Source organism: Paraburkholderia sp. J11-2 (genome assembly GCF_905220185.1).
Lineage (GTDB): Bacteria > Pseudomonadota > Gammaproteobacteria > Burkholderiales > Burkholderiaceae > Paraburkholderia.
Genome location: NZ_CAJMYY010000005.1, coordinates 180,234 through 193,181, shown reverse-complemented (window position 1 = coordinate 193,181; position 12,948 = coordinate 180,234). Strand labels below are relative to the sequence as shown.

Genomic DNA, 12,948 nt, shown 5'->3' with positions numbered 1-12,948 from the left:
AACGGCACCAATAAACAGAGGCCCGTGCGCAAAGCGGGCTCAGGAGACAACGTGAACGATGCCATCGCAGCGGTTGACGAGCCGCGTCTGATCAACCGCATGGGCTGGCGGCTAATGCCGCTGCTCGGCGTGCTTTATCTGGTCGCGTATATCGACCGCTCCAACATCGCCTTCGCGAAGCTGCAGATGCTCGACAGCCTCGGGCTTTCCGAGGTCGCATACGGGCTTGGCGCGTCGCTGTTCTTCATCGGCTATCTGCTGTTCGAGGTGCCGAGCAATATTTTGCTCCACAAGTACGGCGCGCCGCGCTGGATGGCGCGCATCATGTTCACGTGGGGCGTGGTGACGATTTTGCTCGCCTTCACGCGCAACGCCACGATGTTCTACGTCCTGCGCTTTTTGCTGGGCGCCTCCGAAGCCGGGCTCTATCCCGGCGTGATCTATTACCTCACCCTGTGGTTCCCGCAGCGCCACCGCGTGCGCATGCTCGGTTACTTCACGGTGGGCAGCAGCCTCGGCAACATGGTCGGCGCGCCGATTTGCGGCTGGCTGCTCGACAAAGGCGGACTGTTCGGACTGCAAGGCTGGCAGCTCGTGTTCGTGGTCACCGGCATTCCATCGGTACTGCTGACGATCGTCGTGCTGTACCTGTTACCGAAGGCGCCGCAGCAAGCGACGTTCCTCTCCGAAGGGGAGAAGCGCTGGCTCGTGCACACGCTCTCGACCGAGAGCGCGGCCGCGCGGGGCCGGGAGCGCCACGGCTCCGTGCTCAGCGTGCTCACGGAGCCGCGCGTGCTCGGCATGGCGTTCTACTACATGATGCTGTCGATTTCCGTGTACGGCGTGAGCTACTGGCTGCCTACGCTCGTCAAGGGATTCGGCGTGAGCAACACCACGAACGGGCTGCTCAACATCATTCCCTGGCTGCTGGCGACGATCGTGCTCGCGACGCTCCCTTCGCGGCTGCGCGCGAGCAATCATGCGACGGTCGCGATGCTCGTGGCGTCGCTGCTCGGCATGGTGTTCTTTGTTTCGTCGGTGTTTCTGCCGGGCCACGCGCTGCGCTTCGCCGCGCTGTGTCTTGGTGCGCCGTGCATGTATCTGCTGATTCCGTGCTTCTGGACGCTGCCGCCCAAGTTCCTTTACGGCGCGCGCGCTGCGGCAGGCATTGCGGCAATCAATTCGCTCGGCAATATTGGCGGTTTCATTGCGCAGAATCTCGTGCCCTTCGTGAAGCAGGCAACGGGTAGCACGCGCATGCCCATGCTCGTGCCCGCCGCGTGCATGGTGATCTTCGCGATCGTCACCGCCATGATCCTGCGCCGTGGCAATCGTACGCCGCAAGCCGCAGACGGCGCGCCCCTGCCGAACAACGCACGCTAGGCTGCGAGGCGCATTCGCTACAATAGCCGCGCACCGCCCACACCCGTTCACGTTCATGTCGACCATCAAACCCGCTCCGAGCATCGAACACGCGGACGCCACCGTGCGCACGAAGCGCACGCGCGGCGGCCCGAAGGGCCTGCGCATCACCGATGTCGCCGCGCAGGCGGGCGTCTCGCCCATCACGGTTTCGCGCGTGTTCAACAACCCGGAGTCGGTCGCGCCGGAAACGCTGGAGCGCGTGCGTCAGGTCGTGCAGAAACTGGGCTATGTGCCCAACCGGCTCGCGGGCGGGTTGTCGTCGGCGCGCTCGCGGCTCGTTGCGGCCATCGTGCCAACGGTTTCGCACTCGCTGTTTGCGGAAACCATTCAGGTGTTCAGCGAGACGATGTCGCGCGCGGGCTACGAAGTGCTGCTCGCGCTGAGCGGCTATAGCGCGTCGAACGAGGAGAGCCTGCTCGATACGGTTTTAAGCCGCCGTCCCGAAGGCGTGCTGCTCACGGGTGTGGCGCATACCGAATCGTTGCGCGAACGCCTCAAGAACGTTGGCATTCCCGTGGTCGAAACGTGGGACATGACCGATACGCCCATCGACATGCTGGTGGGCTTTTCGCACTACCGGATCGGCGCGGCGGTGGCCGAGCACTTTATCGCGCGTGGCGCGCGCCGTCCCGCGCTCATCTCCGCCAACGACGCGCGCGCGCTCGCGCGGCGCGCGGGCTTTCGCGAACGGCTCGCGCAGGCAGGCATCGAGGACGTGCCCGAGGAACAGGTCGCGCCACCGAGTTCCGTCGCGCACGGCAAGCGCGCGCTGCCGCAACTGCTCGCGCGCGCCCAGGATATCGACGCCGTGTTCTGCGGCTCGGACTTGCTCGCCATCGGCGCGCTCGGTGCCGCGCGCCAGATGGGCGTGCACGTCCCCTCGCAACTGGCGATTTGCGGCTTCGGCGATCTGGAATTCGCCACCGAAACCACGCCCCAGCTAACCACCGTGCGCGTGGAGGGCACGCGCATTGGCGTGAACGCCGCGCGCTTTTTGCTGGACCGCCTGAGCGGCGAAACCAGCGTGACCGAGGCTCGCGCGCTCGACGTGGGGTTCACGATCGTGGCGCGCGAATCGGCCTGAGTCTTGCCCAGGAGCGGTCAGGCTGCTGCGGCGGTCTTCACGACTTCCGGCGTTTGCTCAGGTGCGCTGCGCGGACTGGCAATGCCAAAATGGCTCGCCAGCATATCGACCACGTTATCGGCCATGCCCGTGCGCGTTTCTTCCGTTGCCGAACCAATATGCGGAGTCAGCACGACGCGCGGGTTGTCGATCAGCGCTTGCGGCACATGGGGTTCGTGCTCGAACACGTCGAGCGCCGCGCCTGCGATACGTTCTTCATCGAGCGCCGCGATCAGCGCTTGTTCATCGACCACCGGACCGCGCGCAATGTTGATGAGGAAGCCTTGCGGGCCGAGCGCGTCGATCACGGCCGCATTCACCAGATGATGCGTTTGCGGCGTGAGCGGGCAGGTGAGGATCAGCATGTCACTATCGGCCGCAAGACGCGTTACGTCGTCGTAATACGGCAGATCGACACTCTTGCGGTTCGGCCCGTAGTACGCGACTTGCGAGCCGAACGCCTTCAACCGCTTCGCAATCGCCGCGCCGATCATGCCGAGCCCGACAATGCCGACCTTCATGCGCGAAATCGAGCGGCCGAGCGGCAGTGCGCCATGCTCGGGCCATTGTCCGGAGCGCACGTAGGCGTCTGCCTGCACGATGTCGCGCGTGAGCGCGAGCGCCAGGCCAATAGCGGTATTCGCGACATCTTCGGCCAGCACGTGCGACGCGTTTTCGATGCGGATGCCGCGCGCCTGCGCGCTTTTCACGTCGAGGTTGTCGAGGCCGGCGCTATAGCTCGCAATGATCTCCAGCGCGGGCAGGGCGTCGAGAAATGCCGCATCGATCTTCGTCTTGCGCAGCGCGATGCCGCGAATGGACGCGCCGTGCTGCGCGAGAAACGCAGCCGCTTCTTCCGGCGCCTTCGGCAGTTCGAGCATCGTGAAGAGCGAGGCGAGTTCCGCCTGGGTGCGTTCCGGCAATTCGGCTGCGTTGAGAATGATGGGTTTTGCCATGGTGAATCGATGAATCCTTGCTTCGGTTGAGGCGTGGGCACGCGCTCAGTTGACGTTCACGCGCTCGATGCGGCCCATGAACACGAGATAAACCAGCGCCGCGACCACACAGTGTGCCGCGACAAAATAAAGACCGGCCGTGTAGCCGCCCGTTGCCTGCACGATATAGCCGAACACGATAGGCGTGACGATACCGCCAATATTGCCGATACAGTTGAAAATCGCGCCGGCGAGACCCACGGCTTCGCGCGGCGCGGTATCGCAGACGATGGCCCAGGTGCCCGCGCCGGCCGCTGCGCCCTTGCCGAAGAAAGCGAGCGTCATGAGCAGCACGATCACGGTGTTGCTCTCGGTGAACGCCGAGAACACGATGCAGCAGCCCACCGCCATGCCGACGATATAGGGCGTCTTGCGCGCCCACGAAACGCTCCAGCCATGCCGGATCAGCGCATCCGAAATCACGCCGCCCGCAATGCCGCCCAGAAAGCCCGCGACAGCCGGGAGCATCGTCGCGAGGCCGGCCTGCATGACGTTCATGCCGCGCGCCTGCACGAGGTAGATCGGAAACCACGTGATGAAGAAATAGCTCAGCGCGATCACGCAATATTGGCCGATATACGAGCACCAGAGCATGCGGTTGCCCAGCAGCATGCGCAGCGCCTTGCCGGACACCGCGGGGCGCGACAGACGCTCGAACTTCGAGTCGATGTCGATCATCGCGCCGCCCGCGACGAGACGGTCGAGTTCGGCCGGCGAAATGCGCGGGTGTTTGCGCGGTTCGTTCATCACGCGCACCCAGATGCCGGCGCAGGCAATGCCGATCAGGCCGAGTGCGAAGAACGGTGCGGGCCAGCCGAACTTGCCGGTGAGCCAGCCCGCGAACGGCGAGAAGATCGCCACCGCGAAATACGATGCGGACGCAAACAACGACGTGGCGAAGCCGCGCTCCTCCTTCGGGAACCACATGACCGTCACGCGGCTGTTGGCGGGGAAACTCGGCGCTTCGATGAGCCCCAGTGCGAAGCGCAACGCGAACAGCAGGCCCAGCGCCATCGATACATCGGAAGTGACCTTGCCGACGAAGCCGACGAGTATCGTTGCGAGCGACCACAGGATCAGCGTGGCGCCGTACATGACCTTCGTGCCCACGCGGTCGAGCAGCAGGCCGCCTGGGATCTGCCCGACCACATAGGCCCAGCTGAACGCCGAAAGCACGTAGCCGAGCTGGATGGGGTTGAGCCCGAATTCCTTTGCAATGCCGGGTCCGGCAATCGAGAGGATCGCGCGGTCTGCGTAGGCGACCGTCGCGAGCAACAGGATGGCGGCCAGAATCGTGTATCGCGTGCGGGTGGCGCGCGCGGCGCTTGTGACTTCAGTGGCGGCGTAGCTGACGGACCTCTGCGTGGACATCGGTGTCTCCAGTGTCGGGCTCTAAGGCGCGGTTATCATTGTCGATCCGTACCCGTAAGCTGCGTTGCTGTGCGCGGGTCGGATTGACTGTATTTGACGCACCCCGCCAGAACGCGTCAATCTTGATTAAGTGAATCAACCAGCCCAACCCAGGGAAAGCGAGTGGAAAACTGGATGACGCAGGAGGAGGCCTGTCACGCGCTCGGCGTGCGCAAGCAGACGTTGTACGCGTATGTGAGCCGCGGGCGCATCGAGGTGCGCTGGGACCCGGAGCACGCAAGCCGCAAGCTGTACAGCGGCTCGGATGTCGCGGCGCTCAGGAAGAAACGGGATCTGGGCCGCGCGCACAAGAACATCGCGGCGAGCACGATGGCATGGGGCGAACCCATCATCAACACGCGTATTTCCACGATTGCGCGGGGCAGGCTCTACTACCGCGGGCACGATGCGGTCGAACTCGCGAGCCGGGCGACGCTCGAAGAGGTCGCCCAATGTCTATGGGCAACCGGCGCTGCACCGGTTTTCCCCACCTGCCACGACGACGTGAGCGTGCCCGTTGGGGCGCCGCCGCGTGCGCGAGTGTATGCGTCGATTGCACTCGCCGCGGCGCAGCCGCCTTCGAGCGGCGCGCTCGTTGCCGCGCGGTTGAACGAGGAAGCTGCGCGCCTCGTGGGCCGCTTGGCGAGCGCCTTCGTCGGGCCTCGCAACATCGGCGCCTTCGGTGAAAGCGGCGCGCTGCATGAGCGGCTCGCGCGTGCGTGGCAGTGCGAAGCGCAGGCGGACTTGCTGCGGCGTGCGCTCGCGTTGCTGGCGGACCAGGAGCTGACGACCTCGGCGTTTGCCGCACGCGTGGCCGCATCGACGGGCGCGTCGCTTGGCTCATGCATGCTGGCGGGTCTCGCCGCGTTCGCCGGGCCCTTGCATGGCGACGCCGCATTGCGCGTGCAGGCGCTGCTCGGCAAGGTGCGCGAGATGGGTGTCGCGGCGGCGGCCGAGTCGTGGCTCGATTCGAACGGCCCGTTGCCGGGTTTCGGTCACGCGCTTTATCCGCAAGGCGACCCGCGCGCGGCGGATCTGCTTGCGGCGTTCGAGGCACCGGACGACGTGCGCGCGCTGATCGACTACGTTCACGCGTCGCGCGGTCTCGCGCCCACGATCGACATCGCGCTCACCGCGCTGGCCGCCTGGTGCCGCTTGCCGGAAGATGCCGTGTTCGCGATATTCGCCATTGGTCGCAGCGTGGGCTGGATGGCGCACGCCATCGAGCAGATGACGAGCGGCACGCTGCTGCGGCCGCGGGCCAACTATATCGGACCCGCCGGCGCTGGAAATCATCAGGAGTATTGACGAAGGAAATCGCCCTCATTCTCCAGATGTGACAGACGTATGCAGTCGATGTTCGAAGGCTGCGCTAGAGCGTGGGCGTCACGCGAGGAAACGTTTTATGCACGATGGCGTCGTCGTGTGCTTTGCCGTTGACCGCGGGCGGTGCGGGATCGTCTGCAGCGGCCTGTTCGCGCGGCGACGACACGAGGATTTCGAGCCACCGTGCGCGTTTCGCGCGGACCGTACCGTTCGCTATTCGATGCAGGATGTCGCTGTGGCTGACGATGCGGACAACCTTTCCCGTTGCGTCGATGACCGGCAGGCCGCCGATATCGTTGTCGACGAACAAGGTCGCCACGTCGCGGATCGTCATCTCCGGCATGGCGGAGACGACGGACTCGGTCGTGATGTCGAGTGCGCGCATGGTCGCTCCTTCAGCGTGACGCGACGAATCTTCATTCGTCGCACGATTCTGGCAGACACACCGGCGGGGGCACACGGTGCCAAGGCGCCAGAATCGGGGTTCGCAACGAACGACTGCTCGCACTGCCTACGATGCGCATCTATGGCAGGCGATGGTCTCCTCGCTGCATAGCGCGGTCACGTCCGAGCGGGTTGCGAAATGCGTCACGCACTGAGTGTAGGTCACATTGCTGGTAAGTGTGTGCTGGCTACGCCCCGCGGCCGCGTGAATCCAGCACTCAATGACCCAGGCCGCTCGCCGCGATCTGCTGCTCGACGTACTGCGCGAAGAGCGTGTGCGTGTGCGTGGTCGGGTGCAGGTCGTCGGCGAACATATAGGTCTGGTCGGCATTGGCCGCGACATAGGTGGCCGGCGAGCAGAGCAACGAGGTGTCGTCCGGCGTTTTCGAAGCGTCGCACGCCTGGGCCGTGTTGGACACGCTAAATCCGCTCGCCTGGAAGTTCGCCACGAGCTGCGTGATCCAGGTGTACGAATCGACTTCGATGACCTTGCCCTGCAAACCTTCGGCCTGCAATGCGCCGTTCAATGTCGAGTTGAAGAGCTGCGATAGCTGGGTCAGATTCGCGCCGCCGTCGGCAGCGGCAAGGCCCTTGGGCGAGAGCCCGATGTTCGGCACGTTGATCACCACGACATGCGTGGCGCCGGCCTGCACGATCTGTCCGACGATTTGCGCGAGCGTCGTGGCGGCGGTTTGCACGACGGTATTGGCGGACGGCGGATTGCCCGCGCGCAGCACGTCGTTCGCGCCTGCCCAGACCAGCACGAGCTGGCCGGAGTTGAAGCTGCCGTGCGCGGACAGATAGTTCGAAACCTGCTGATTGACCGGCATTTCGATGTTGCCGATCACGCTCGAGAGGAAGTCGTACTGGTCGGCCGGCGTGGCGACCGTCGAGCCGCCCTCCGCGTAGCCGAAGCCACCTTGCGCGCTCAGCTTGTGATCAATGCTGACGGTGTAGGCGGCGCTCAGGGTGTCCCCGTAATATTGCGCGACGTCCTGGGACCAGACCTGGCCGGGGTTGGTTGTGAACCGCCCGCCGCCTACGGCGCCCGCAATCGGCGCGTAGGTTCCGACATCGGAAAGACTGTCGCCGAACGAGACGACCTGCAGCTTGACGCCGCCCGCCGGCGTGTTCGCACCGGTGCTCGAGCCTCCGCTTGCGCTGCTGCCACCGCCGCCGCCGCCCCCGCCGCCGCAAGCCGCGAGCAGGACAATGAGTCCGGCAGAAATTGCCATCCGGATCCGGGAATCGATCGTTGCCATTGCGCCCCCTTACCGCTCAGTGCGGTTACGCCCGCGACCGGGATGAGGCGGGCTTAAGTGGCTCAGCAAAAAGGATGCGCGCAGCCTACAAATGGCTGACTTGGCGTGCGGTGCTAGAGAACCAGCATTTCGAGCCGGTTGCCGCCCAGCGACTTCGCGCTGTAGAGCGCGGCGTCGGCAGCGGCCAGCAGGTCGGAGAGCGTGGACGCCTCGTGACCATGCTGCGCGAGGCCGATGCTCACCGTGGCGCGGATGTCCACGCCTTCGATCTTGTGCGTCGCGGTTTGGGCGAAGCGCCGGGCGATCGCTTCGCCCACCGCTTTGGCGCGCAAGCGGTCGTGGCCTGGCAGCAGGGCGGCGAATTCTTCACCGCCTATGCGCGCGAGGATCGCGTCGGGCCCCATGGCGCTGCGGGCAATGTCGGCGAACGCCTTGAGGACTTCGTCGCCGGTCTTGTGGCCGTAGCGGTCGTTGATGGTCTTGAAGTGGTCGAGATCGAAGGCGAGGAGCGAGACCGGCTGGCGGGCCCCGGCCTCGCGCGCCCCGGCCTCGCTCATCACGCGCTCGCCTTCTTCGAAGAACCAGCGGCGGTTGCCAAGGCGGGTCAGGTAGTCCGTTTGGGATTCGCGCAAAAGCTGCCCGTGCGTTTCCTCGCGAATCAGCTTGAGCAGCGACATGGGCAGAACGATCGAATACAGCACGCCTTCATACATCGTGATCTTGCTGACCAGCGCGACGAAGCCGTCCCCATAGCGGCTCCCCAACAAGGGGAGCAAAAACGTCCTGAACACGTAAAAAAGGGCATGAAAGCCGGTCACGAAGGTCGCGACGTGGCGTGATTGCACCCCTTTCATGCCGTCGCCGCGCAACAACTCGCGCGAAGTCATGCCGCTCGCCAGCGCAATGGGAAACGCGCTCGCGTAATACCACATCTCGGCCGGATGCCGTGCGCCCCATGTGGCCCATGTCAGCGCGATCAGCGCGAGCAGGGCGATCGAGCCTGCCCGGTATTGCCGCCCGTTCATCGTCGCGACGCCGTGCAACACCAGCAGATAGCCGGCCATGATGATGAGGTTGCTCAGCGCCGCGCCCCATACGCCCGGCAGGTCGGCGCGCACGAGTACCGCGGCGCACCCGGTTGCGAGGGTGGCGTACCCGGCGGCAAGAATCCGTAAGGCCTTGCTGCGCGCGGGATGCGTTCGATGCTCCCAGAGCGTGATCAGGGAACTGGCTAGCAGGGTCCCGATCAGGAGAAAGTAGATGGTAAGTAGATCGACGTGCATCGCTGGCGTGAGGCTTCTACGCCGGTACATCGCGGCGAACGGCGCATTTTACGCCGAAACTTAATACTGCGATGCACGTTCCCTGATTGTCCGGCGTGCGTCCGCGGGGTGTCCACGGAGGCTTTACGCGTCGCGCCACGCCTCTATGCGTTCGGTATCGAGCCCGAACTGGTCGAGTGCGCGGCTCACCGAATGATCGACCATCTCCTGCAGGCTCGCGGGCTTCGCGTAGAACGCGGGCACCGGCGGGAACACCACTGCGCCGGCCTCGGTCACCGTCGTCATGTTGCGCAGGTGAATGAGGTTCAGCGGCGTTTCCCGCACCATCAGCACGAGTGGCAGGCGCTCCTTGAGCACCACGTCGGCGGCGCGCGTGAGCAGTGTGCTCGTGACGCCCGAGGCGATCTCGCCAACGGTGCGCATCGAGCACGGCACGACGAGCATGCCGAGCGTGCGGAACGACCCCGACGCAATGGAAGCGCCCACATCGGCGATCGGGTGGACATGGTCGGCGAGCGCATGCACGGCTTCGCGCGAGAGGTTCGACTCGTACTCGCGCGTGAGTTCGGCCGCGCGGGAGATCACGAGATGTGTCTCGACCTCCATTTCGCGCAGCAGACGCAGCGTGCGCTCCGCATAGATAAAGCCCGTGGCGCCCGTCACGCCCACGATCAGCCGCTTGCGGCCATTCAACGCGCGCTTACTCATGATCGCCCCCGAAAAGCGTGGGGGCAAACGGGCGCGGGTCCACCTCCTTGAACTTCGCCCGCACGAATTCGTCGCGCAGATGGTACGGCGCCGTGCAGTCGAAGATGGTCTTGCAGGTCACGCCGCGCGCGGGCAGCGCGGGATTGAATTCGGGCGTTTGCGAGGGGTCGAGCACATGCCCGTTCACCTTGGGCACGAACACGGTAGAGACGTCGCCCTGGTAGCGCGTGGTCATGGCCCACATGACGTCGTCGGTGTCGAAGGGATCGACGTCGGCGTCCACGAGGATCACGTGCTTGAGTTCCGAGTACACGCCGAGCGCGATGATCGCCGCCTGCCGCGCGCGGCCGTCGTCGAAGGCCGACTGCTTGTTGACCTGCAGCACCGCGAGCAGCTTGCCGCCGCCGGCCGTGTGTGCGTACACCTGACTCACGAAGCCGGGCATGGCGGCTTCCACGGCGTTGTAGATGCTCGCCTCGGTGGGAATGCCCGCGAGATTCGTGTGCTCCTCGCCCGGGCCCACGAGCGTTTGCATGATCGCGCCGTGGCGCATCGTGATGGCCTTGACCTTGATGACGGGCAGCGCAGGATTGGCCGGGCCGTTGTAGCCCGGAAATTCAGGCATGGCGTGGCCGGTGTGCGTGTGCTGGTCTTCGGCCACGCGCACGTTCGGCAGGATCTCGCCTTCGATCACGATCTCGGCGCGCGCAATCGACTTCTGCTTCACGCTCACGCAGTCCACGAGTTCGACCGGCTTGCCGCGCAACCCGCCCGCAATGGAAAGTTCGTCGAAGCCGAACGGCGTGGTGGGCGCTTCGAAGCAGGCGCCGATATGGATGGCCGGGTCGAGCCCCATGTTCACCGAGATGGGCAGCGCCTCGCCGCGCGCTTCGGCTTTCTGGCGGAAAGCGTCGATATGGCGGCCCGGCGCGAAGAAGATGGAAAGCTCGTCGCGGCCCTGCACGCACAGGCGGTGGATGGTGACGTCGGCGTGGCCGGTGTCAGGGTCGCTGCCCAGCACGAGGCCGAGGCACAGGAACGGCCCGGCGTCGCTCTCGGTGTTGGTCGGCGCGGGAATGAGCTTGCGCAGATCGAAGCCGGGGTCGCTCGCGAGATACACGGTTTCCTGGCACGGCGCGGCTTCGCGCGGCACGCTCACGGGGTCGATGGCGTTGCGCACGGCTTGCGCCATGTGCTGGGTGAGGCGGCGCGGTTCGGCGTCGAGCAGCAGGCCTACGCGCTTGCGGCTCGCCATGAGGCCGACCAGCACGCGGCTTTGCGGGTAGCCCTTCACGTGATTGAAGATCATCGCGGGGCCGAGGCGGGTGGGCCGCTCGACCGTGCCGCCCGCGCCGATGTGCCGGTAGACGCCGGCAAGTTGCGCATGCGGGTCGACCTCGTGGTCGGTTTCGAGCAGTTGCCCGGGCGACTGCTCGAGCCGTTTGAGGGCCGAGCGCAGGTCGTCGATGGGTTCGGTCTGGAGTTGAGCGGGTTCGATTCGTTGATTCATGGTCGTGCGGTGTGGGTGAAGCCAAAGGCTGGATAGCCCTATTGGACCGCTTTGTATCGATCGAATCAATAAATCGAAACCGGCGATTTTGATAAGATAATCTTATTTGTTAAATGTGCAGCTATGGACTTTCGTTACTTCCGAACGTTCGTGATCGCGGCCGAGGAACTGCATTTCGGCCGCACCGCCGAGCGCTTGGGCATTGCCCAGCCGGCTGTTACGCAGCAGATGAAAGCGCTCGAAACGCAGCTTGGCTTCAAGGTGTTCCAGCGCGTGAGGCGGGGCATCGAGCTGACTGGCGCGGGGGCGGTGTTTCTGGAGCACGCGCGCGCCGCGCTTACGCAGGCGGAAACGGCGGTGCTGGCCGGGCGCCGTGCGAGCCGTGGCGAACTGGGCAAGCTGTGCATTGCCTATGCGAGTTCCGTAGCGCTCGAGCCGGAACTGCCTGCGCTGCTCAAGCGTTTTGCACAGGCGCGGCCGGAGGTCGAACTGGAACTGCGCGCGATCTCCGTGCAGGCGCAGATGAACGCGCTCGCCGATGAGCGCATCGACGTGGCGTTTTTGCGCTCGCCGCCGGGGCCCCAGCCGGCCTCGATTCGCATCACGCCGTTTTCGCGCACGCCGCTCGATGTCGTGCTCTCTGGCGAACATCGTTGCGCCGGCCGTCGTCGGATTACGCTGCGCGACGTGGCCGATGAGCGCCTCATCGTCGTGGACGATCCGCCCGGCGTTGGGCTCGGGCATCGCGTGACGGAGCTGTGTCTCGAGGCCGGGGTCGAGCCTGCCAGTGTATTGCGCACGACCGATTCCGTGGGCGTGATGAGCTTCGCGGCAGCGGGGCTTGGAGTTGGCATCGTGCCGCGCACGCTCGCTCGCTTTGGGCTGGAAGGGGCGGTGTTCAAGCCGCTTGCGATGGCGAATGGGTATAGCGAAGTGGTGATCGCTACGCGGGCGTATGACCGATCGGCGGGGACGCGGGCGTTGCTGGAGATGGCCGCTCAGGAGCGGTGAGGTGGGTGCTGGTGATTTGCAGTGCGATGGTTTTTGTGTTCCTGGGGCTTTGGCCTTTTCTTGTGTTCGTGTCGGTATGCGAGCGTTGCCCCTGTGCGGGGCGGCACCTACTTTTCTTTGCAGCGGCAAAGAAAAGTAGGCAAAAGAAAGCCGCTTAAACCGCCAGCGCCTGCCACCGTTCACATCGCGCCATCCCAGTTGAATGGCTCCGGAGCGTCTGTCACCTCGCACCACCGAACTGAGTGACAAGGCGCTCATCCTTCCGGCGGCGCTGCGCGCCCCGAAGGGCATAACCTAAAACCAGTGGTGCGCTTGCATTGCGTTACCGCATGACAATGCCCCTTGGTTTCCCTTGCAGACCCAACCGCTGCGCGCGCAGCGAGCAGCGGGAACGGACGAGCCCTTTGTCACTAACGAGAATGGTGCGAGGTGACAGACGCTCCGGAGCCAT

General features: G+C 65.1%; 11 protein-coding genes. 4 read left to right on the top strand and 7 right to left on the bottom strand.

Features of this window, described 5'->3' with window-relative positions; all coding sequences use genetic code 11:
* The first annotated feature begins 99 nt into the window (after positions 1-99).
* Both U5A57_RS09360 and U5A57_RS09355 read left to right on the top strand, forming a co-directional pair.
* Positions 100-1,383 carry an MFS transporter gene (locus tag U5A57_RS09360; RefSeq protein WP_321910414.1) on the top strand — a complete coding sequence of 428 codons (1,284 nt, stop codon included), beginning with the start codon at positions 100-102 and terminating at the stop codon, positions 1,381-1,383.
* 55 nt (positions 1,384-1,438) lie between these two features.
* Positions 1,439-2,509 carry a LacI family DNA-binding transcriptional regulator gene (locus tag U5A57_RS09355; protein WP_321910148.1) on the top strand — a complete coding sequence of 357 codons (1,071 nt, stop codon included), beginning with the start codon at positions 1,439-1,441 and terminating at the stop codon, positions 2,507-2,509.
* A gap of 17 nt (positions 2,510-2,526) precedes the next feature.
* Here U5A57_RS09355 and U5A57_RS09350 read toward each other — a convergent pair whose 3' ends face one another.
* Entirely contained in the window at positions 2,527-3,504 is a 978-nt protein-coding gene (locus U5A57_RS09350; RefSeq protein WP_321910147.1) for a 2-hydroxyacid dehydrogenase, read from the bottom strand.
* A gap of 45 nt (positions 3,505-3,549) precedes the next feature.
* Positions 3,550-4,914, bottom strand: coding sequence for an MFS transporter (locus tag U5A57_RS09345; RefSeq protein WP_321910146.1), 1,365 nt, complete (start codon positions 4,912-4,914; stop codon positions 3,550-3,552).
* Positions 4,915-5,088: 174 nt separating this feature from the next.
* Between U5A57_RS09345 and U5A57_RS09340 the strand changes: the two genes are divergently transcribed.
* Complete coding sequence (locus tag U5A57_RS09340; protein WP_321910144.1) at positions 5,089-6,261, top strand: citrate synthase family protein; 1,173 nt, start codon at positions 5,089-5,091, stop codon at positions 6,259-6,261.
* 64 nt (positions 6,262-6,325) lie between these two features.
* On the opposite strand, the gene U5A57_RS09335 is transcribed toward U5A57_RS09340, so the two are convergent.
* The 5 genes from U5A57_RS09335 to U5A57_RS09315 all read right to left on the bottom strand — a co-directional run bounded on the left by U5A57_RS09335 (position 6,326) and on the right by U5A57_RS09315 (position 11,486).
* Positions 6,326-6,664 (bottom strand): CBS domain-containing protein, encoded by a 339-nt coding sequence (locus U5A57_RS09335; protein ID WP_321910143.1) that lies wholly within the window; start codon positions 6,662-6,664, stop codon positions 6,326-6,328.
* Between the two features lie 277 nt (positions 6,665-6,941).
* Positions 6,942-7,958 carry an SGNH/GDSL hydrolase family protein gene (locus tag U5A57_RS09330; RefSeq protein ID WP_415774048.1) on the bottom strand — a complete coding sequence of 339 codons (1,017 nt, stop codon included), beginning with the start codon at positions 7,956-7,958 and terminating at the stop codon, positions 6,942-6,944.
* A gap of 140 nt (positions 7,959-8,098) precedes the next feature.
* Entirely contained in the window at positions 8,099-9,268 is a 1,170-nt protein-coding gene (locus tag U5A57_RS09325) for a GGDEF domain-containing protein (protein ID WP_321910140.1), read from the bottom strand.
* Between the two features lie 123 nt (positions 9,269-9,391).
* Positions 9,392-9,976: a UbiX family flavin prenyltransferase gene (locus tag U5A57_RS09320; protein ID WP_321910138.1), complete on the bottom strand. Its 585-nt coding sequence runs from the start codon at positions 9,974-9,976 to the stop codon at positions 9,392-9,394.
* Complete coding sequence (locus U5A57_RS09315) at positions 9,969-11,486, bottom strand: UbiD family decarboxylase (RefSeq protein WP_321910137.1); 1,518 nt, start codon at positions 11,484-11,486, stop codon at positions 9,969-9,971. Before U5A57_RS09315 ends, U5A57_RS09320 begins: the two co-directional genes overlap by 8 nt.
* Positions 11,487-11,609: 123 nt before the next feature.
* Between U5A57_RS09315 and U5A57_RS09310 the strand changes: the two genes are divergently transcribed.
* Positions 11,610-12,497 (top strand): LysR family transcriptional regulator, encoded by an 888-nt coding sequence (locus U5A57_RS09310; RefSeq protein ID WP_321910135.1) that lies wholly within the window; start codon positions 11,610-11,612, stop codon positions 12,495-12,497.
* The last annotated feature ends 451 nt before the right edge of the window (positions 12,498-12,948 follow it).

Coding starts and splice junctions, on each gene's coding strand:
- U5A57_RS09360 (WP_321910414.1), top strand. CDS start 100: ATGGGCTGGCGGCTAATGCCGCTGCTCGGCGTGCTTTATCTGGTCGCG.
- U5A57_RS09355 (WP_321910148.1), top strand. CDS start 1,439: ATGTCGACCATCAAACCCGCTCCGAGCATCGAACACGCGGACGCCACC.
- U5A57_RS09350 (WP_321910147.1), bottom strand. CDS start 3,504: ATGGCAAAACCCATCATTCTCAACGCAGCCGAATTGCCGGAACGCACC.
- U5A57_RS09345 (WP_321910146.1), bottom strand. CDS start 4,914: ATGTCCACGCAGAGGTCCGTCAGCTACGCCGCCACTGAAGTCACAAGC.
- U5A57_RS09340 (WP_321910144.1), top strand. CDS start 5,089: ATGACGCAGGAGGAGGCCTGTCACGCGCTCGGCGTGCGCAAGCAGACG.
- U5A57_RS09335 (WP_321910143.1), bottom strand. CDS start 6,664: ATGCGCGCACTCGACATCACGACCGAGTCCGTCGTCTCCGCCATGCCG.
- U5A57_RS09330 (WP_415774048.1), bottom strand. CDS start 7,958: ATGGCAATTTCTGCCGGACTCATTGTCCTGCTCGCGGCTTGCGGCGGC.
- U5A57_RS09325 (WP_321910140.1), bottom strand. CDS start 9,268: ATGCACGTCGATCTACTTACCATCTACTTTCTCCTGATCGGGACCCTG.
- U5A57_RS09320 (WP_321910138.1), bottom strand. CDS start 9,976: ATGAGTAAGCGCGCGTTGAATGGCCGCAAGCGGCTGATCGTGGGCGTG.
- U5A57_RS09315 (WP_321910137.1), bottom strand. CDS start 11,486: ATGAATCAACGAATCGAACCCGCTCAACTCCAGACCGAACCCATCGAC.
- U5A57_RS09310 (WP_321910135.1), top strand. CDS start 11,610: ATGGACTTTCGTTACTTCCGAACGTTCGTGATCGCGGCCGAGGAACTG.